We start from the raw sequence: 18,761 nt of genomic DNA on the forward strand, positions 1-18,761 counted from the left end.
TAAGACACCGCCCTTTCACGGCGGTAACACGGGTTCGAATCCCGTACGGGTCATATTTTATATTTAGTATGTAGAAAACTCTACATACTTTTTTTATTTATAGAGTAGACTAAAATAACAGGACAACATAAATGCCCAAGTAATTCGAAACGGTTCTTAAAAAGAGCACTAAGTTTCTGTTGCTTGGGTTTAGTTTTGTTTTAAACTTTACGTTTATTTAATCCTCTATACGTAGCAATCCATTTGTAATTCAATCAACTATAATAGTTCTCTAACAAGCAACCCTAGTGTATTTACAGAGTATCCTGGTCTCTTATGCTATACTATTTCTATTATCGAAATTTTTAAAGGAGGCTCACAATTATGAGTCATTTACATGGATTAAACGTTTATTTTGAGGAAAATCGTGACAAACATTTAGAAGAGCTGAATGAATTTTTACGCATCCCTAGTATTAGTTCTTTATCTGAGCATAAAGGAGATATGCAGACTGCGGCACAATGGCTAGCCGATGCATTAACTAAATTAAATATCGAAAACGTATCTATTGATCAAACAGCCGGTCATCCAGTTGTTTACGGAGAGTGGCTACATGCGGAGGGGAAACCAACAATCCTATTCTATGGTCACTATGATGTGCAGCCGGTCGATCCGCTACATCTTTGGGATTCACCACCATTCCAACCAACAGTTCGCGATAACAAGCTATTTGCACGTGGCGCCTCTGATGATAAAGGGCAGGTCTTTATGCATTTAAAAACTATTGAAGCCCTATTTGCAACAGAAGGTACCTTACCAGTGAATGTTAAGTTCATTATTGAAGGAGAAGAGGAAATCGGTAGCCCGAATTTACCTGCTTATGTTGAAGAACATAAGGATAAGCTAGCAGCAGACCTCATCTTAATATCAGATACGGGACTATATGCGCCTGGAAAGCCAGCTGTCTGTTATGGGCTTCGTGGTTTAACTGGTGTGCAAATTGATGTGCGTGGGGCGAAGGGCGATTTACACTCTGGACTTTACGGGGGAGGCGTGCAAAACGCTATTCATGCGTTGGCCGAAATCCTAGCATCATTCCGTGATGAGCATGGAACGATTCAAGTGGAGGGCTTTTATGATAAGGTTCGTCCTTTATCGGATGAGGAACGTCAGGCTTATAAAGACCTGCAGTTTGATGAAGAGGCGTTGAAAGAAGAAGTGGGTGTTAAAGAATTATTCGGTGAACAAGGATACTCTTATCTTGAACAAATATGGGCCCGTCCAACACTTGAAGTGAACGGCGTCTTTGGCGGATTCTCCGGTGAGGGGATTAAAACGGTATTACCAGCTGAGGCAGGGGCGAAAATAACGTGCCGCTTAGTGCCAGACCAAGAACCAGATGAGATCGTTGCGCTACTACGTGCCCACATTGAAAAGCATAAACAGGCTGGTGTTGAAATTACCGTTTCGGAGTTCGATAAAGGCGCGCCATTTATTACGCCATTCCATCATCCGGTTATTCAAGCGGCTGGTCGCTCCTATGAGAAGGTATATGAAGTTCCAACTGCCTATATACGAGGAGGCGGTTCAATCCCGATTGTCGCTGCGTTTGATGAGATTCTAGGGTTACCGGTTGTGTTAATGGGGTTCGGTTTATCGAGTGAAAACTTCCATGCCCCTAATGAGCACTTCCATTTAGAAAACTTCGATAAAGGTTTACGTGTACTAGGGGATTATCTTCACGAAGTCGCAAATATTAAGCATTCGTAATGTACGGATCAAACCTGTGAGAGCATAGCTCACGGGTTTTTTACTTAGCTTAAAATGGTCCATTTCATAGTTCGACAAATTGTCACAATTTATTAAATATTTAGACAAATTTTGTTGTATATTATATCCAAATGTCTGATGAAACTGTATAATAATAATGAGTATAAAGTACCTAATTTCAAAATTTTTACTAAGGAGTAAACTCATACTTATTGGAAGAAGGTGACATGATGAATACGGACTATAAACTAAGTTCTAAAATTGATGTAGATTATGAACAGCTTTTTGCAGATGGGCAATATGAAATCGCAATTCAACTGATGGAAAATTTTCTAAAAGATTGTACGCAGGAAGAAAATCCATTCGGTTCCATGGTTGCACATATCAACATCGCTACTTGCTATTACTGTTTAGGAAAAATAGAGAAGGCTTTCGAGAATGTACTACAATATAAGCAACTATGTGAGGAATTTGGTAAAGAACATGATCGCTACTATTTATACTATATAAGTGCGCTAATTTACGAGTACGATCAAGCCTATGAACGGGCGCTCACATCGATTCAACATTGTATCGAGCTTGCTTCTTCATTACAGCTGTATACAGAGCTAAGTACTAGCTACAATCGAGCTAGCTACCTATATCTAGTAACGGAACAATATGACCAAGCTTTAAGCTTTGCACAAAAAGCGCTCGAAGTGACAACGCAATACAATATCGAAAATCAATTTTTAAAATCTCAAATTACTTGTAATTTAGCTTCCTCTCATGTGCACCTTGAACAATTTGATGATGCATCCTATTTCATTCAAGTACTGACGGGTAACCGTTATATCCAAAAAAATCCATATGAGCGCAGTCGCTTTTTATATACAGCCGGACTATTAAAGCTTAAAAAAGTACAAATTGACGATGCTATTCGAATTTTTATCGAAGCCCAAACCATTGCAGTATCTTTTAATGATCAAATTATTTTAAAGCATATTCTTTGGTCGCTCGCCCTAGCGTATGAGCAAAAAGGGCACTATGCGGATGCATATAAATACTTGCGGAAATATGTCGAAGTGGAAGAGGAAATGAATCGTCTTCGCTCTCTATCGAAGATTTTAGAGCTCGATCTTAAGCACAGCATCTCTGCTATTGAGCATCGTGCACATACTGATTCATTATCGGGGGTATTCAACCGATACTATTTAGAATTAACATGTAATCAGTGGCTTCAGGCAGCAAGAAATACGAAGGACTCTATTTGCTGCATTACCTTTGATGTTGATAACTTTAAGTCTATTAATGACCAGTACGGCCATTTAGCTGGCGACGAAGTGATTAAAATGCTCGGAAAAACTTGTCTTACAATAACAGAGCATGATGAGGCGATTGTAGGGAGATATGGTGGAGATGAGTTCGTCATTCTGTTGAAAAACTTGTCACCCCAATCAATTATGAGTAAGGCAAAGGAAATATTTAATGCCTTAACAACCGCTGTCGTTGATCATGAGGATAATAGAATCCAAATTACTATAAGTATGGGGATTGTTTGTAATACAAGTATTATCGCGCGCAAATTTACACAGCTATTCCGGGTGGCCGACCAAGCATTATATATGGCAAAGCAGCAGGGAAAAAATCAAATTGTCACGCTATCCAATACCAATTGTCTCTTAGAGAGATAAAACAAACGCAAGAATGTCGTTAGTAGCATTCTTGCGTTTCTTTATGTGACCTTATATTTTGATTAATTCTATCAAAATTGATAGGAATTTTGTCTATTATTAAAATAGATATGTTATCTTTATTAGTAAGTGAATATGTATTGCAGGATAATGATGCCTTTTTAGGCTTAATAGGGAATTCGGTGAGAATCCGAAACTGTTTCCGCAACTGTAAATGCTGATGAAATGAGCAAAAGCCACTATCTACTTGGATGGGAAGGGCTCATAGTAATGAGAAGCATAAGTCAGGAGACCTGTCACTATCTGATCGTATCAACTCTCTTCGGAATTAAGGGGAATATACGGCAAATGGATGAACGACTTTAAAATTGTTTATACTATTTCCCGCTATTTCTTGCCGATAGAAATAGCGGTTTTTATTGTTGATTTTAGGACAGCCTCCCTAATCAAGTAGATAGCCCCCTAACTATCTCTGGCTCGAACAAGTAACAGTATGTAAACCCTCCTTCCAGCCCTGTCCGATCGAGCAATACTATTCACCAGAAACTTCTATACTTACTACAGAATGAATATAGCTGCTTTAGGTAGCTCATATATATTTCCACACCACACAAATGATTCACTCGTCCTTTTTCTATGTTGTATAAAATTTTAAAATCTCTTAATTTTCAGATAAATTTGAGTATGCTTGTACATTTCCGCTGTATTTAATAAAAAAAACGATTAGTCCTCCTACCACATTTCATTATAATATTACAAAAATAAATGCTCTAGCTTACATCATTGTAAGGAAATTGAAAGTAAATACGATGGAGTGTAAGAAAGGATTTTGCGAAAATAAAGTCAAGGAGCAGGAGAGCTCTAATTTTAATAACGAAAATGACTTAAATATATATGATGAAATTTTGAGGAGGAAATCGAAATGAAAGAAAACTTAACAAAAATTTATGATGAATTCAATCGCTATATTTATCACCTTTGCTTAAAGCTAACACGCAACACTGCAGAGGCGGAAGACTTAATGCAAGAAGTATGGGTAAAGGTTGTACGCTACGAGGCGAATGTTGCAGAAGTGGATCATGTAAAAGCTTGGCTTACAACAATTACAATGAATACATTCCGAGACCGTTACCGAAAAAATGTACGTCGCAGTAAGTATACGATGAATCAACCTGAAACATTAGACGTACCGATTTTAGATTTGGTTCCCAACAATGAAATTTCTACCGAAGAAAAAATCGAAAAAACAGAAATCACGAAAATCGTGCAAGAAAAAATGAATGAATTAGATGGTATTTATCAAAAAACACTGTGGTACTTCTATGTGGATCAATATTCACTAGCAGAAATTTCAACGCTAATGAAAGTTTCAATCGGAACAGTAAAATCACGCCTTTTCCGTGCAAAAGCGCGTCTAAAGGAAATCCTGTTATCCGACGATGCTCTAGCAGAAACAATCATGCCAGCATAACGAATAAAGGATGGAGCTATAAGAAGCTCTGTCCTTTTTTGCGTATGCAGTTTTGGCTAGTAATGTTAAAATTAGGGGAGTATAATAGTGAACTGGAAAGTAATTCCTTTCCTGGTTTTACAGTTGGCGAGTGTAGGCTCATTGTGGCGAGTAAACATCGCGAATGGCGAGTATTCCAGCTGCGAATTTTCCCGTTGGCTAGTAAATTTCGAAAAGTGGCTAGTATTTTTGAAAAAGTGGCTAGTATTTCGAAAAAAGTGGCTAGTAAATCTAGCATCCAATACTTATGTGGAAGAGTACATTTACTCTGGTGTTGTGATTTCCCTTTTGGCGAGTAAACATCGCGAATGGCGAGTATTTTCAAAAGTAGTACTCATCAAACTATGCATTATGCAAAATAATCGGGGGTAGGAATGAAAGTAAGATTAACAGAGTATACATCAGAGTGGACATGTATGTTTGAGGCTGAAGTGGAATGTTTAAAAAATATTTTCGGCCATGAAATTATCTCGTTTGAGCATTTTGGTAGCACATCTATCCCTGGAATGAAAGCAAAGCCTGTCATTGATATGATGTGTATTGTAAAAGACATCCGGAAAATTGATTCCTACAACGAAAAAATGCAATCATTAGCATATGATCCTGCTGGAGAATGGGGGATTGATGGGAGAAGATTATTCCGTAAGGGCGGAGAAAATAGGACACATCATATTCATTTTTATCAGTTGGCTAATCCACAAATTGAGCGGCATCTAGTATTTAGAGACTATTTAATAGCACATCCCGATGAGGTTATAAGATATAGCAGCTTTAAAGAAGAGCTTGCAAATAAATTTGAATATACGCGTGATTATAGCCCCGCTAAAAAAGAATTTGTTTCAGAAATGGAGAAAAAAGCATGGGATTGGCATCTTAAAAGTGGGGGAGAGACTCGATATTAAAACAGCTTGGAAAATACGCCAAGCTGTTAGTTTGATTCTTCTACATCTATCTGTTTGTATGTATATTTCACTAAATTATCATTAATGAGTGTGCATTTATGTTCAAGTGTTGCAGAATTTTGAAGGATTGTTGGCAGGAAATGAGGAATCATTTGACCAACACCGAAATTTCTTTCGCTCAATAACCACGAAATATTTTTCCAATCTAAAATACCTTCAGCAATTTTCTTAGGAGTGTAATAAATGAAGTCTTCATCAAGGTTGACTAGAAAGACATAGAATCCGCCACTATGAATAGTATCAACTTCCCAAGTAACAATACCTTTATAATGTATCTGATACGAAGAGATATCAATGTCTGTTTCTTCCTTCACTTCTCTAATTACACATTCTAATGGGGTTTCTCCCGCCTCGATTTTTCCTCCTACACCATTCCATAAGCCTTTCGTTGGTGCGTTTTCTCTGTTTAACATTAGAATTTCATCTTTTCTTTTTATAAAACACAATGTTTGTTCAAACAATTATTTTTTCTCCCTTCATCGAATGATTTTCCCGTTCTGTTGGCGAGTATTCCAACTACGAATTTTCTCATTGGCTAGTAAATTCCGAAAAGTGGCTAGTATTTTTGAAAAAGTGGCGAGTATTTTCAAAATTTCGGCTAGTATTTCGAAAAAAGTGGCTAGTAAATCTAGCATCCAATACTTATGTGGAAGAGTACATTTACTCTGGTGTTGTGATTTCCCTTTTGGCGAGTGTAGTCTCTTTTTGGCGAGTAAACATCGCGAATGGCGAGTATTCCAGCTGCGAATTTTCTCATTGGCTAGTAAATTCCGAAAAGTGGCTAGTATTTTTGAAAATGTGGCGAGTATTTTCAAAAGTTCGGCTAGTATTTTTGAAAAAGTGGCTAGTAAACCCCATCCCCATCCCCAGCACCCCATCCCCACCCCACAATACAATCAAAAAAACTGCTGATCGTGTCAGCAGTCCAATTAAAAATTAATGCATTTATTAAATATATTGCGTAAAGTTGTGATTTCATCTTCTGTGAGCATACCGAATAAGTGGTGCAGCAATGTGTCGATTTGCTGGCGGGATTGCTCGAGTACCTTCAAGCCTTCGTCGGTTATTGTAATTTGTGAAGCGCGGCGGTCGGCTTCATTTTGTGTTTTTTCAACAAAACCGCCCTTAATGAGCTTCGTCGTTAAGACAGTGACGCCACCAGTAGTGACCTTTAAACGCTCTGCAATGGCAGAGGGGCGTTTCGGACCTTCATTCGCTAAAAAATCGAGTATTAAAATATGAGATTTTGAAAATCCAAGCTCATTATGACTGTTCCACTCATTCGCAATTTTACGCTCAAGTGTAGCGATAACCTCGAAAAGTGATGCGATATTTTCTCGTTTTTTTTGGTCCATAGGTCTTTTCATCTCCAAAACATTATTCAGAATGTGTGAAACAAGCCTAGGCCCAATATTTCACAGAATCTGATACCCTAATATTATTCTCTGATAATAAAAAGAAAGCGGTGATGTTATTCAACCGCTAGTTTTTGTAATGCGTTTAGTTCAAATGCACGTACTTTACGTGGAATAAAACGACGTATATCCATTTCATTATAGCCTACCTGAATGCGTTTTTCATCTAACAAAATAGGGCTACGAAGCATGCGTGGATGCTGCTGAATTAGGTTATAAAGCTCTTGTATGGAAAGCTGATCAATATCAACCTGTAAATTTTTAAAATCATTTGAGTTTGTGGCAATAATTTCGTCTGTTCCGTCCTCTGTCATACTTAAAATATTTTTAAACTCTGCTAGTGTTAACGGCTGAGAAGTGATGCGTTTTTCTGTATAAGTAATGTTGTTTTCATTTAACCATTTTAAAGCTTTTCGTGATGAGGAACAGCTAGATTGCGTATAGATAGTTACTGACATAAATAATTCCTCGCTTTCAAGTTTTGTTTTGCGATAGCTTACTTATAAGATAATTTATTATACTTATATCTTACTTGTAAGGTAATTTGATTGCAAGCGTTTTTTCACTGCAATTGTAAATTTATATCCAATTATTTTATACCCGACTTACTACTAATTTATACGTATTTCTTTAAAAAAAGTTTCAATTCACGAAAAATTTACAAGCAAATAACATTTTAATTCATAGTAATCTTATAAACTATATTGACGTTTACCTTTTTTGTCAGTATTATTAGGAAAAATAGAGAATATGGGGGAAGAGAAATGAAAAAAATTTATTTGGTAGCTCTCTTATCACTACTAATTGCAGTGCTTGCTGCTTGTAGCGGTGGAGATAAGAATTCGACAGACAATAACGATTCAAGCAATGCCACTTCTAGTGAACCAAAGAAAGGCGGTTCATTAACAGTTGCGGTAACAGGGGATCCCAATGTATTAAATCCACTTTATACAGGGGACCGTGTATCTTTAACAATTCAACAAGCGTTATTCGCACCGTTGTTTTATACGGACGGCGGTGAAGTAGAACCAGCACTTGCAGAGTCTTTAACTCCTTCTGAAGATAATTTAACGTACACATTAAAGCTGAAGGAAGGGTTAACTTGGCATGATGGGGAAACTTTAAATGCAGATGATATCGTGTTCACGATGAGTTCTTTATTAGACGAGGGGCAAAACAGCTCGATTCGTGGTAGCTTCGTTTATGATGGGAAACCAGTTCAAGTAACGAAAGTAGATGAAACAACGGTAGAATTCAAATTACCAGTTATCGCGCCAGCATTTGAATCTGCTCTACAAAGCTTATTCCCAATTCCAGAGCATGTATTTGCAGGAGAAGCGGATTTACAAAAAAGCACTAAAAACAGTGCGCCAATCGGTTCAGGGCCATTTAAATTTGTAGAATACAAGCCAAGTCAATATATGAAGCTTGAGCGTTTTGATGGTTACTTTGCCGGTGCAGCATATTTAGATAATGTGGTGTTCCAAATTGTAAAGGATGAGAATGCAGCTGGCTTAGCGTTACAAAATGGTGAAATTAACTTAAAAGCAATCCAACCGACAGAGGTAGAGCAAGTAAAATCAACATCTAACGTGGAGCTCGTAACGTATCCGGAATATCGTTTAGTGTATATGGCATTAAACCATAATATCGAAGCGCTTCAAAATAAAAAATTCCGCCAAGCATTAGCGTTAACCCTAGACCGAAACGATATGATTCAGGCGGCATTCGGATCAGACGAATATGCTGAACCAGCTTATTCTATCTTTACAAAGGATGTTGAGTATTTAGCAGCTGACCTTGAGCAAAATGCACAGGATGTAAAGAAAGCGAAGCAATTATTAGAAGAGAGCGGCATTGATCCTTCTAAACTAAAATTGAATATGTACTTCGCAAGCAACAATAAAGCGTTAGAAGGAATTGCACTGTATACACAGCAACAGTTCAAGGAAATTGGTGTTGATTTAGTGTTAGACGCCGGAGATTCAAGCACGATTTTCACAGCGGCAGAGGATCGTGAAGGAACAGATTATGCATTCTTATTAAATGGTTATATAATGGGTAGTGAGGCAGATAGCTATAAGCTGTTATTCATGTCAAATGCCGCTTATAACTATGCGAACTACAAAAATGCTACATTAGATCCGTTATGGGAAAAGGGTGCTGTTACGCCAAACGGTCCTGAGCGAGGAGCTATTTACGCAGAAATTCAAGAGGCGTTAGCGGAAGACGTAGCTGTGTATCCAATCTCTTATAACTACAATGTTATTGCGTTAGATAAACGTTACGGCGGATTAGAAGAAGCAAAACCAATCCCAGTGACAATGGTTCGTGATCTTTCGAAAATTTATTTAAAATAATCAAGAGACTGGCCTCCAAATGGTAGGTCAGCTTTTGTTTGCACACAAAAAAGGTGAATATCTTCATGGAAAAAGACGTCATCTCGCTCTATTTGGGGGCGAGATGTGTTTTTCTCATTTGTTAGGAGGAGTGTTAATGGCGAAAATGATTGGGAAACGCTTACTGCAAGTAATTCCGATGCTCTTTGTGTTATCCATAATTTCGTTTTTATTAATTAAGCTCGCACCTGGTGACCCTGTTCGGATGTATGTAACACCGAATATGAAGCCAGAAGATGTCGAGCGAATTCGTGAAAGTCTAGGCTTAAATGATCATATTATTGTGCAATATGTGAAGTGGCTTACAGAGCTTTTGCAGGGGAATTTAGGCTATTCTATCCGGACGAGTCAGCCAGTGCTAGATGAAATAATGGTACGTATACTACCGACGCTTGGATTAATGGGGGCTGCAATCTTATTAACTTTAGTGATTTCAATTCCACTAGGTTTAATTGCAGCAAACAAGGAAAACAGTATTTTTGATCGTATGTTTAACCTTTTTGCTTATGTGGGAATCTCCATCCCATCATTTTGGTTAGGAATCCTACTTATTATTTTCTTTGCGATTAAATTGCAATGGTTCCCAACGATGGGGATGCGCACAATTGGCATGAATACATGGGGTGACTTATTAAGTCATGCTGTGTTACCAGTTATTGCACTAACGTTCCATTCTTTTGCCGTGTATTATCGCTATGTTCGTTCCAATACAATTAGCGAGCTAAAGGAGGAGTACGTGCAGTTCCAGCGAGCAAAAGGGTTGTCACGTACAGAAATTATTAAAAATCATGTACTGAAAAATGTGTTGCTACCGATTATTACACTACTAGGGATGTCACTACCTAGCTTAGTTTCCGGTGCCTTTATTATTGAAAAGATCTTTTCGTGGCCAGGGATGGGGACATATGGCATCGATGCGATTTTTGCCTTTGATTACCCAGTCATTATGGCGATTACGCTGCTCTCTGGATTATTATTAATTATCGGAAATTTACTCGCGGATATTACGTATCAAATAATAGATCCGCGTATTCGAAAGTGAGGTAATAGACATGAAAGATTCGCGATTTACATTTGTAGAAAGTAAGCAACAAGGGACTGAAGTGTCTTATGTATCTCGACAAGATTCTGTTTGGCAAACATTTAAGCGGGATAAGCGTGCGATGTTTGCGGTCGCTGTATTAACGCTATTAATGATTGCAAGTGCGCTTGCATTCCTATCCCCGTATGATCCGAACGAGCTTGCTGTGCAAAATAAATTACAGCCGCCATCCTCGGCGCACTGGTTTGGAACAGATGAATACGGCCGTGATTATTTCACACGTATATTATATGGTGGGCAAGTTTCGTTAGCAGTTGGATTTGCTGCAATGATTATATCGGTATCAATCGGTGTACTTTTTGGTACAATTAGCGCCTATGTTGGCGGAGCTCTTGATAATTTAATGATGCGTTTATTAGATATTTTAATGTCACTGCCATCATTCTTTTTAATTATGATACTAAGTGCGTATTTGAAGCTAGGATTTGTCAGCATTATTTTAATTATTGGCTTCCTAAGCTGGATGGATGTTGCACGTATTGTTCGAGCACAGACACTCACTATTAAGCAGCGAGAATTTGTGTTATATGCGCAGGCAACAGGGGCATCTAAGGCACGTATTATTTGGAAGCATATCGTACCTGGGATTATTCCTTCGATTATCGTTGCCGCTTCTTTGAATGTAGCTTATGCGATTTTAACTGAGAGTGCACTAAGCTTTTTAGGATTAGGTATTAAGCCACCAGATTCGTCCTGGGGAAGTATGCTCAACAATGCCCAAGCGTATATTGGTCAGGCAAGCTATTTAGCGGTGTTCCCAGGTATTTGTGTACTGCTACTTATTTTAGCGTTTAATATTTTAGGAGATGCGCTTCAAAAAGCGATTGAGCCGAAAAGATAGTGAGGTTGGTATGATGAAAAAACAAAAAGTACTAGCAATAAAAGATCTACATGTTCAGTTTACGACAGCTCATGCCACTGTACAGGCGATTCGTGGCATCGACTTTGATTTATACGAGGGTGAAACATTTGCCATAGTAGGAGAGTCGGGTTCAGGTAAATCCGTCACAACGAAGGCGATTACAGGACTGCTACCAGAAAAAAGAACAAGCATTCCAAAGGGCGAAATCCTTTATAATGGTACGGATTTAACAAAGCTTAGTGAAAAGAGGCTGGAGGGGATTCGTGGGAAGGAAATCGCGATGGTTTTTCAGGACCCGATGACCTCTCTTAGTCCAACAATGAAAATTCGCAAGCAAATTACAGAGCCGTTAATAAAGCACTTAGGCATGTCAAAGGGAGATGCCAATAAACGAGCGTTAGAGCTTCTACAGCAGGTTGGAATTCGTGATGCCGAGCAACGTTTAGAGCAGTATCCACACGAGCTATCTGGTGGAATGCGTCAGCGTGTCGTCATTGCCATTGCGATTAGCTGTAATCCCAAAGTTTTAATTGCAGACGAACCAACAACAGCACTCGATGTAACGATTCAAGCGCAAATACTGGAGCTGTTGAAACGATTGCAACGAGAAATGAACATGACGATTATTTTTATTACACATGATTTAGGTGTTGTGGCGAATGTTGCTGATCGAGTTGGTGTGATGTATGCCGGGAAGCTTGTAGAGATTGGACAAACTGATGAAATTTTTTACAATCCCCAGCATCCATACACTTGGGGATTAATCGGTTCGATGCCCACACTAGATATGGCGGAAAGCCGCTTAGCAGCAATTCCAGGCTCGCCACCTGATTTAGCCAACCCACCTACTGGAGATGCGTTTGCCGCCCGAAATCCGTTTGCACTGCAAATTGATTTTGAGGAGCAGCCACCATTTTTTGCAGTATCCCCAACGCATAGAGCTGCTACTTGGCTATTACATGAGGATGCACCTAAAGTGGAGCTACCTTCAGAAATTGCGCGTCGTAAGAGAATTTTTGCATCGATTGGGGGGAATGTTTGATGCCACGTGAAGCACTATTACAGGTAAAGGATTTGCATGTAACCTTTAATGCAGGAAAAGCGAATGAAGTGCGTGCGGTGAATGGCATTTCCTTTGAAATTTTTAAAGGTGAAACGTTTGGATTGGTAGGGGAATCAGGCTGCGGAAAATCAACAACTGGTCGTACTATTTTACATTTAGTAAAGCCAACAAGTGGGGAGATTTTATTCCAGGGCGAGGATATTTATCGTGTGAAAAATCGCCGTCAGCTAAAGGATTTCCAGCGCTATATTCAAATGATTTTCCAGGACCCTTACGCCAGCCTCGATGCTCGTATGAAGGTCCGTGATATTATTGCAGAAGGTATGGATATTCATAAGTTATACACATCGAAGCAGGAGCGCGAGCAAATTGTCCGTGAATTACTTGTGAAGGTCGGGCTAAGCCACGCACATGCCGACCTATATCCGAGTGAATTTTCCGGCGGTCAGCGTCAGCGTATTGGTATAGCACGTGCATTAGCCGTAAAGCCTAAGCTTATCGTAGCGGACGAGCCAATATCAGCACTCGATGTCTCTATTCAAGCGCAGGTTGTAAATTTAATGAAGGATCTACAAATCCAAGAGGATCTAACATTTTTATTTATTGCGCATGATTTATCAATGGTTCGTTACATTAGCGACCGTATTGGTGTTATGTATAATGGTCGTCTTGTAGAGCTTGCAGAGGCCAATATACTTTATGAAAATTCGGTTCACCCATATACAAAATCATTATTATCGGCAATACCAATTCCGGAGCCACTGCTTGAACGTAGCCGTGAGCGTATTGCCTATAACGCAGATGTTTTTGCTAGTTTTGAGGGCGATAATCCCACAATGAAGGAAATTGAACCCGGGCATTTTGTCTATTGCACGGAAATTTAAGGTGTTGTTGAGGTTTTGAATGGAAGGCATCCCGTTCTCTAATAGGAGCGGGGTGCTTTTTAGTGTTTATACTGGGTTTGAATGTGTTGGTGTGGGTTTCTTTGACGAGTACGCGCGGTATGTGGCGAGTGTTTACGCTGTGAATTTTCAAGTTGGCGAGTAAATTTCAAAAAGTGGCTAGTATTTTTGGGATTTCGGCTAGTATTTTTGAAATTTAGGCTAGTATTTCGAAAAAAGTGGCTAGTACCCCCACAAAAAAAGATGCTGCACCTAAAAATGCAGCATCCACAAAACCCTATTCTAAATCTGTCTTCCCTGTAGTAAACCAGTCCTGCACATTCCATACTTTTGTTGCTAAGCCCTCATAGAAGTCTGGTTCATGGGATACAAGTACGATGGTACCTTTAAATTGCTGCATCGCACGCTTTAACTCTGCCTTTGCATCGACATCTAAATGGTTTGTCGGTTCGTCAAAGATCAGCCAGTTTGCTTCTTCCATCATTAATTTACATAGACGAACCTTCGCCTGCTCACCCCCAGATAGGGAGTTCAATGGGCGTGTAATATGCTCCGTTTTTAGACCAGCACGTGCTAATGCAGCACGAACCTGTGCCTGCTCCATTGAAGGGAAGGCATTCCATACATCATCGATTGGCGTAATTTTTTCTGCTTTCACTTCCTGTTCGAAGTAAGAAGGGTATAAATAATCGCCACGTACAACTTTTCCATCAAGCGGCTGAATTTTACCTAGCATCGTTTTTAGTAATGTCGATTTCCCGACACCGTTCATCCCGACAAGTGCGATCTTTTCCCCACGTTCGATTTCGAATGTTAACGGTGGGAGCAATGGTTTTTCTTTATCATAACCAATAACTAACCCCTCCGCCTCTACAACATAACGGCTAGATGAACGTGACTCTTTAAATCCAAACTCTGGTTTCACAGCTGTTTCAGGACGATCGATACGCTCTAAACGATCAAGCTGCTTCGCACGAGATTTCGCGCGGCCTGTAGTTGAGTAGCGCGCCTTATTTTTCGCAATAAAATCCTCTTGCTTTTTAATAAATTCCTGCTGTTTCTCATATGCATCGATATGCTGACGTTTATTGATTTCAGCTAGCTCTAAAAACTTTTCATATGTCGCCGTATAGCGTGTCATTTTCGAAAACTCTAAATGGAAAATAACATCCACTACATCATTCATAAATTCCGTATCATGCGAAATTAATAGGAATGCATGCGGATAATTTTTCAAATAGTTTTTCAGCCATGTAATATGCTCTTCGTCTAAATAGTTTGTCGGCTCATCAAGTAATAATACTTTTGGCTTTTCAAGTAATAGCTTCGCAAGTAGCACTTTTGTACGTTGCCCACCAGAAAGCGCCGCTACATCACGGTCAAGCCCGATAGCATCTAAACCTAATCCACGACCAACCTCTTCAATTTTCATATCAAGCGTATAAAAGTCACCTGCATCGAGTGCATCTTGAATTTCTGCCATCTCTTCCAAAAGCTTTTCTAAATCCGCATCGGGATCAGCCATTTGCATAGTAATTTCGTTTAGCTCTTCCTCTTTCTTGTACAGTGGAAGGAAGGCATCACGCAGTACATCACGCATCGAACGACCAGCTGTTAACACCGTATGCTGATCAAGATAGCCGTAATGTGTATTTGGCAGCCATTCTACCTTGCCTGTATCATGAATCGTTTGACCAGTAATAATGCCCATTAGCGTTGATTTCCCAACTCCGTTAGCGCCTACTAAGCCGATATGATCGCCTTCAACTAAGCGGAATGAAACATCCTTAAAAAGAGTGCGGTCGCCAAACGAATGACCTAAATTTTCAACCGTTAATATTGCCATATATAATCCTCCAATAATGTTCTAATCTTATTTAAATAATGATTCCGTAGGTGTACTTATAGCTTGCCTATAGAAAGCGCCATTCACAATAACAGTAAAAACCACCATAAAAAAACTCGCGAGCGATTATAGTGCCGCGAGCTGCTTATTTAATTGTGCAAGCTGTGCTTCCATTTTTTCAAGGCGCTCTACCGCTTGCTGGACAGATCCTGCATGTCCTAATGACTCAAGCTTTTCCATATCACCTTGTAAATTTATATAATCCATTTTTAATTCAGCAATTCTCTGCTGTACTGTATCTTTCGTTAGCATGAAATTTGATCCCCTTTAAGCGAATTTGCGAAAAATGCTTGTCTATTATTGTAGCATAGGCACACGTATTTTTTCACTAAATGTGTGCAATATTATGACGACCGTGGGCTAAATCTGTAAGTAGAGATTGCAGTATTTCATTATTGTGTAGGATTTCAAGAGAACGCTGCTTACGAATGGCGCGGTCCCGTCTCGCCTCATGTAATAGTAGCTCCATAACAGCATTTTGGATGGAGGACTGCTTCATTTTTCGTCCAACACCGAGATGAATGAAGCCATTCAGCTCGCGGGCAAAGGCATGTGCTAGCTCATGTTCATTTTGTGCAAGAGTAATACATGGAATACCGACGGCCGCAATTTTATAAGGGGTATAGTTTGTGTTACAAATGACGATATCGGCAACAGGCATTAATGATTGTAGGGCTCTTTCCTCTTTAACGATGGATGTGTTACGACGACTAAGCACCATAAGCTGTAAATCCTCTACAGAATGGCGATACTCGGCATCAATAGCAACAGAAATTTTTAGTGGAATTTGAAGCTGTGTTAAGTGGCGTAGTGTGCGGTAGGTTAAGTTTTGCTCGTCCCCATCTTCAAATGCAACAACAATATGGGGGAGTTCATTTTCTGGCATATCTATACGACTTTCAGCAATAGCCTTTAGTTCATCACTGACAGCAAAGGCATAGCTTCCAGCAAGTGCGTTCATCGGCATTTGCTCTCTTGCCTCATCAAAGAGTGCGAGTATATTGCAATCTATTAATGCATTGCCATCTCCAAAATCATCGAAATGGACAATCGTTTTACAATAAGGTCTTATTAAACTGACATGTTCAGGTAGCGTGTCCTTACCATCATGCACGATCAAATCTAACTCAAGATTACGCATCGTTTTCGCTAGTTCATTATAATTATCAAATAGTACCGGGGATATCCCTGCTCGTTCAAACATTTGTAGTGGGAGCGACGATGTAGTTTTAGCGAAGACCAAGGTGCTTTCTTCCTCTTGTAAAAGTTTATTTAGCAGAATGACACGTTCAAATGGGTACAACCCTTTAATCGGGCAGTGTTCCACAATAAAGGCGATTTTCCGTTTTTGATTTTGTTTTTGTAGCACAATGAATCCCATCCTTTCTAGTTTCTATTTAAAATATGGTGAAAATTTGCGAAGTATGTGTAAAATGGAACATATATTTAATCTGTGAAAATGGAAAAGTAGAAAGGCGGAACCGTTGTATGGAATTTCGGTCAGCTATCGTTGTTGGAGCGACGGGCTTAGTCGGCTCACACCTTATTGAATTATTATGTGAGAGTGACGAATATGTTTCAGTTACAGCTATCGCTAGAAGAAATGTTGATTATAAACATCCAAAATTAGTTGTAAAAATAGTAGATTTTGATCACCTAGCAGAATCTCATTTAGAGTTTGCACATGAAGTGTTTTGTTGTCTTGGCACGACGATTAAAAAAGCAGGCTCTAAGGATGAATTTGAAAAGGTGGATGTAGAATATCCGCTTCGTGTTGCGGCTCTAGCGAAAAATCGCCGTATCCCACATTTTATTGTAATCTCAGCAATGGGAGCAAATGAGAAATCCTTTGCGTATTATAATCGTGTAAAGGGCAAACTAGAAAAGGAGCTAACAGAGCTTGACTTTGATCAGCTTTCAATTATTCGTCCGTCCCTGTTAGTTGGGAATCGAAAAGAATTTCGTCTCGGAGAAAAAACAGGTGAGGCTGTGCTAAAAATGGTTAATCCGATGATGATCGGTGGGATGAAAAAATTCCGTTCGATTGAGGCGAGCCAAGTAGCCTTGGCAATGAAGGTAATCGCTCTGCACGGGAAGCAGGAAAAGGTAGTAATTTACGAATCAGGTGAGTTAGCCACAATGCGCATGCCATTGCAGGAAGAGGAACAAATTATTTCTCGAGAAGAGCTGTTTAACTGGAATAAAGTAAAGCAGGATGAACCGGCACCACTCGATAAAGAAATTCATTTTGACCGAAGCAAACGTAAGGAGTAAAGATGAGGGGTGAAGCGGTTCCGACGAAAGGCTGAATTTCAATAAATCTCATAAGTTTTATACGCCATTATCGAAGCTTCTGCTACAATAATATAAGAAGTATTTTAGCATAACATTGTCCCGAATAGGTTGACTATGCATTAAAAACGGAGGAACGATTATAATGAAGATATTACTCGTTGATGGCACAGTATTTGGTCGAAAAACAGGTGCAATCTTACAACAAGTTGAAAAATATATTGCAGACATTAATCCAAGTCTTGATTTGGAAATTTTATATTTTGCAGACTTGAAGCATCAAATTTTAGATGGTAGCCCGCTAAATGACGATATGAAAATGATGATTCGAAAATTTGAAGAAGCAGATGGCTACATTATTGCATCTCCTATTTTCCAAGCATCGATTCCAGGTGTATTAAAAAACGCCTTTGATATGATTAGCCCGAAAGCGATGCGCTATAAGCCAGTATCCATCGTTGCGAATGGTGGTACGTATCAGCACCATTTAGTGGTAGAAAATCAACTAAAGCCAATCCTAGATTATTTCCGCTGCTTAGTGACGCCAAACTATGTGTACACACACACATCCCATTTCGATGATAGCAATAATATTGTCGACGGGGACGTACACGACCGTTTACGTGAGCTAGCACGCGTATTCGTTCAATATTGCGAAATGAGCAAATCCCTATCCAAAGAAACAATCGATACACATTAATTTATAAGGAAAGCCTGCCCGTTGTGGTGGGCTTTTTGTTTTGGTTTGTTATGCTGTGTTTCCGCATCCAATTTTTGCGTAGAGAAGTGATCCCTCATCGTCTATGATTTCTGCATTGGCGAGTAGGCCCTCTGTTGTGGCGAGTAAACAGTGGGAATGGCGAGTATTTTCGCCGAGAATTTTCACATTGGCGAGTAAACTTCAAAAAGTGGCTAGTATTTCGAAA

Annotated in this window: 18 protein-coding genes and 1 riboswitch; of the genes, 12 read left to right on the plus strand and 6 right to left on the minus strand. The window is 39.3% G+C overall.

The window, feature by feature from the left end; genetic code table 11:
- The first annotated feature begins 363 nt into the window (after positions 1-363).
- The 5 genes from V4T18_RS17335 to V4T18_RS17355 all read left to right on the plus strand — a co-directional run bounded on the left by V4T18_RS17335 (position 364) and on the right by V4T18_RS17355 (position 5,834).
- Positions 364-1,749: a dipeptidase gene (locus tag V4T18_RS17335; protein ID WP_332651571.1), complete on the plus strand. Its 1,386-nt coding sequence runs from the start codon at positions 364-366 to the stop codon at positions 1,747-1,749.
- Between the two features lie 230 nt (positions 1,750-1,979).
- On the plus strand, positions 1,980-3,422 hold the full coding sequence (locus tag V4T18_RS17340) for a tetratricopeptide repeat-containing diguanylate cyclase (protein WP_332651572.1): 1,443 nt from the start codon (positions 1,980-1,982) through the stop codon (positions 3,420-3,422).
- A 134-nt stretch (positions 3,423-3,556) separates the two neighbouring features.
- A riboswitch (cobalamin riboswitch) is annotated at positions 3,557-3,737 on the plus strand.
- A 607-nt stretch (positions 3,738-4,344) separates the two neighbouring features.
- Positions 4,345-4,893 (plus strand): RNA polymerase sigma factor, encoded by a 549-nt coding sequence (locus V4T18_RS17345; RefSeq protein WP_332651574.1) that lies wholly within the window; start codon positions 4,345-4,347, stop codon positions 4,891-4,893.
- A gap of 194 nt (positions 4,894-5,087) precedes the next feature.
- Entirely contained in the window at positions 5,088-5,231 is a 144-nt protein-coding gene (locus V4T18_RS17350; protein WP_332651575.1) for a hypothetical protein, read from the plus strand.
- A gap of 75 nt (positions 5,232-5,306) precedes the next feature.
- Positions 5,307-5,834, plus strand: coding sequence for a GrpB family protein (locus V4T18_RS17355; RefSeq protein ID WP_332651577.1), 528 nt, complete (start codon positions 5,307-5,309; stop codon positions 5,832-5,834).
- 26 nt (positions 5,835-5,860) lie between these two features.
- Here the strand turns inward: V4T18_RS17355 and V4T18_RS17360 are convergent, their stop codons facing one another.
- From V4T18_RS17360 to spx, 3 genes are all read right to left on the minus strand, one after another.
- A complete protein-coding gene (locus tag V4T18_RS17360) occupies positions 5,861-6,355 on the minus strand; it encodes an NUDIX hydrolase (protein WP_332651579.1) in 495 nt (164 codons plus the stop codon).
- Between the two features lie 468 nt (positions 6,356-6,823).
- Positions 6,824-7,249, minus strand: a complete 426-nt coding sequence (locus V4T18_RS17365) for a MarR family winged helix-turn-helix transcriptional regulator (protein ID WP_332651580.1) — start codon at positions 7,247-7,249, stop codon at positions 6,824-6,826.
- Positions 7,250-7,365: 116 nt separating this feature from the next.
- Entirely contained in the window at positions 7,366-7,767 is a 402-nt protein-coding gene (gene spx / locus V4T18_RS17370) for a transcriptional regulator Spx (RefSeq protein ID WP_332651582.1), read from the minus strand.
- Positions 7,768-8,073: 306 nt separating this feature from the next.
- Here spx and V4T18_RS17375 point away from each other — a divergent pair, with 306 nt between their 5' ends.
- The 5 genes from V4T18_RS17375 to V4T18_RS17395 all read left to right on the plus strand — a co-directional run bounded on the left by V4T18_RS17375 (position 8,074) and on the right by V4T18_RS17395 (position 13,619).
- A complete protein-coding gene (locus tag V4T18_RS17375) occupies positions 8,074-9,669 on the plus strand; it encodes an ABC transporter substrate-binding protein (RefSeq protein WP_332651584.1) in 1,596 nt (531 codons plus the stop codon).
- Positions 9,670-9,805: 136 nt separating this feature from the next.
- On the plus strand, positions 9,806-10,750 hold the full coding sequence (locus V4T18_RS17380; RefSeq protein WP_332651586.1) for an ABC transporter permease: 945 nt from the start codon (positions 9,806-9,808) through the stop codon (positions 10,748-10,750).
- A 10-nt stretch (positions 10,751-10,760) separates the two neighbouring features.
- Positions 10,761-11,651 carry an ABC transporter permease gene (locus tag V4T18_RS17385; RefSeq protein WP_332651588.1) on the plus strand — a complete coding sequence of 297 codons (891 nt, stop codon included), beginning with the start codon at positions 10,761-10,763 and terminating at the stop codon, positions 11,649-11,651.
- A 10-nt stretch (positions 11,652-11,661) separates the two neighbouring features.
- The gene (locus V4T18_RS17390) at positions 11,662-12,714 is read left to right on the plus strand and encodes an ABC transporter ATP-binding protein (protein ID WP_332651590.1); all 1,053 of its coding nucleotides are present in this window, start codon (positions 11,662-11,664) and stop codon (positions 12,712-12,714) included.
- Entirely contained in the window at positions 12,714-13,619 is a 906-nt protein-coding gene (locus V4T18_RS17395; protein ID WP_332651592.1) for an ABC transporter ATP-binding protein, read from the plus strand. The genes V4T18_RS17390 and V4T18_RS17395 overlap by 1 nt, the downstream gene beginning before the upstream one ends.
- Before the next feature lie 295 nt (positions 13,620-13,914).
- On the opposite strand, the gene V4T18_RS17400 is transcribed toward V4T18_RS17395, so the two are convergent.
- The 3 genes from V4T18_RS17400 to V4T18_RS17410 all read right to left on the minus strand — a co-directional run bounded on the left by V4T18_RS17400 (position 13,915) and on the right by V4T18_RS17410 (position 16,912).
- Entirely contained in the window at positions 13,915-15,483 is a 1,569-nt protein-coding gene (locus V4T18_RS17400; protein WP_332651594.1) for an ABC-F family ATP-binding cassette domain-containing protein, read from the minus strand.
- 126 nt (positions 15,484-15,609) lie between these two features.
- A complete protein-coding gene (locus V4T18_RS17405) occupies positions 15,610-15,795 on the minus strand; it encodes an SE1832 family protein (RefSeq protein ID WP_332651596.1) in 186 nt (61 codons plus the stop codon).
- Positions 15,796-15,871: 76 nt separating this feature from the next.
- Entirely contained in the window at positions 15,872-16,912 is a 1,041-nt protein-coding gene (locus V4T18_RS17410) for a PseG/SpsG family protein (RefSeq protein ID WP_332651598.1), read from the minus strand.
- 119 nt (positions 16,913-17,031) lie between these two features.
- On the opposite strand from V4T18_RS17410, the gene V4T18_RS17415 reads away from it, so the two are divergent.
- Complete coding sequence (locus V4T18_RS17415; protein WP_332651599.1) at positions 17,032-17,817, plus strand: oxidoreductase; 786 nt, start codon at positions 17,032-17,034, stop codon at positions 17,815-17,817.
- A 163-nt stretch (positions 17,818-17,980) separates the two neighbouring features.
- Positions 17,981-18,535, plus strand: a complete 555-nt coding sequence (locus V4T18_RS17420; protein WP_332651600.1) for an NADPH-dependent FMN reductase — start codon at positions 17,981-17,983, stop codon at positions 18,533-18,535.
- Positions 18,536-18,761: the final 226 nt, after the last annotated feature.

The sequence above is a fragment of the Lysinibacillus sp. 54212 genome (genome assembly GCF_036662795.1).
Taxonomy (GTDB): Bacteria; Bacillota; Bacilli; order Bacillales_A; family Planococcaceae; genus Lysinibacillus_B.

Excerpts from the sequence above, each read along its gene's own strand:
- V4T18_RS17380 (WP_332651586.1), top strand. The coding sequence starts at position 9,806 with ATGGCGAAAATGATTGGGAAACGCTTACTGCAAGTAATTCCGATGCTC.
- V4T18_RS17405 (WP_332651596.1), bottom strand. The coding sequence starts at position 15,795 with ATGCTAACGAAAGATACAGTACAGCAGAGAATTGCTGAATTAAAAATG.
- V4T18_RS17355 (WP_332651577.1), top strand. The coding sequence starts at position 5,307 with ATGAAAGTAAGATTAACAGAGTATACATCAGAGTGGACATGTATGTTT.
- V4T18_RS17375 (WP_332651584.1), top strand. The coding sequence starts at position 8,074 with ATGAAAAAAATTTATTTGGTAGCTCTCTTATCACTACTAATTGCAGTG.
- spx (WP_332651582.1), bottom strand. The coding sequence starts at position 7,767 with ATGTCAGTAACTATCTATACGCAATCTAGCTGTTCCTCATCACGAAAA.
- V4T18_RS17385 (WP_332651588.1), top strand. The coding sequence starts at position 10,761 with ATGAAAGATTCGCGATTTACATTTGTAGAAAGTAAGCAACAAGGGACT.
- V4T18_RS17415 (WP_332651599.1), top strand. The coding sequence starts at position 17,032 with ATGGAATTTCGGTCAGCTATCGTTGTTGGAGCGACGGGCTTAGTCGGC.
- V4T18_RS17420 (WP_332651600.1), top strand. The coding sequence starts at position 17,981 with ATGAAGATATTACTCGTTGATGGCACAGTATTTGGTCGAAAAACAGGT.
- V4T18_RS17400 (WP_332651594.1), bottom strand. The coding sequence starts at position 15,483 with ATGGCAATATTAACGGTTGAAAATTTAGGTCATTCGTTTGGCGACCGC.
- V4T18_RS17365 (WP_332651580.1), bottom strand. The coding sequence starts at position 7,249 with ATGGACCAAAAAAAACGAGAAAATATCGCATCACTTTTCGAGGTTATC.
- V4T18_RS17340 (WP_332651572.1), top strand. The coding sequence starts at position 1,980 with ATGAATACGGACTATAAACTAAGTTCTAAAATTGATGTAGATTATGAA.
- V4T18_RS17390 (WP_332651590.1), top strand. The coding sequence starts at position 11,662 with ATGATGAAAAAACAAAAAGTACTAGCAATAAAAGATCTACATGTTCAG.
- V4T18_RS17395 (WP_332651592.1), top strand. The coding sequence starts at position 12,714 with ATGCCACGTGAAGCACTATTACAGGTAAAGGATTTGCATGTAACCTTT.
- V4T18_RS17345 (WP_332651574.1), top strand. The coding sequence starts at position 4,345 with ATGAAAGAAAACTTAACAAAAATTTATGATGAATTCAATCGCTATATT.
- V4T18_RS17335 (WP_332651571.1), top strand. The coding sequence starts at position 364 with ATGAGTCATTTACATGGATTAAACGTTTATTTTGAGGAAAATCGTGAC.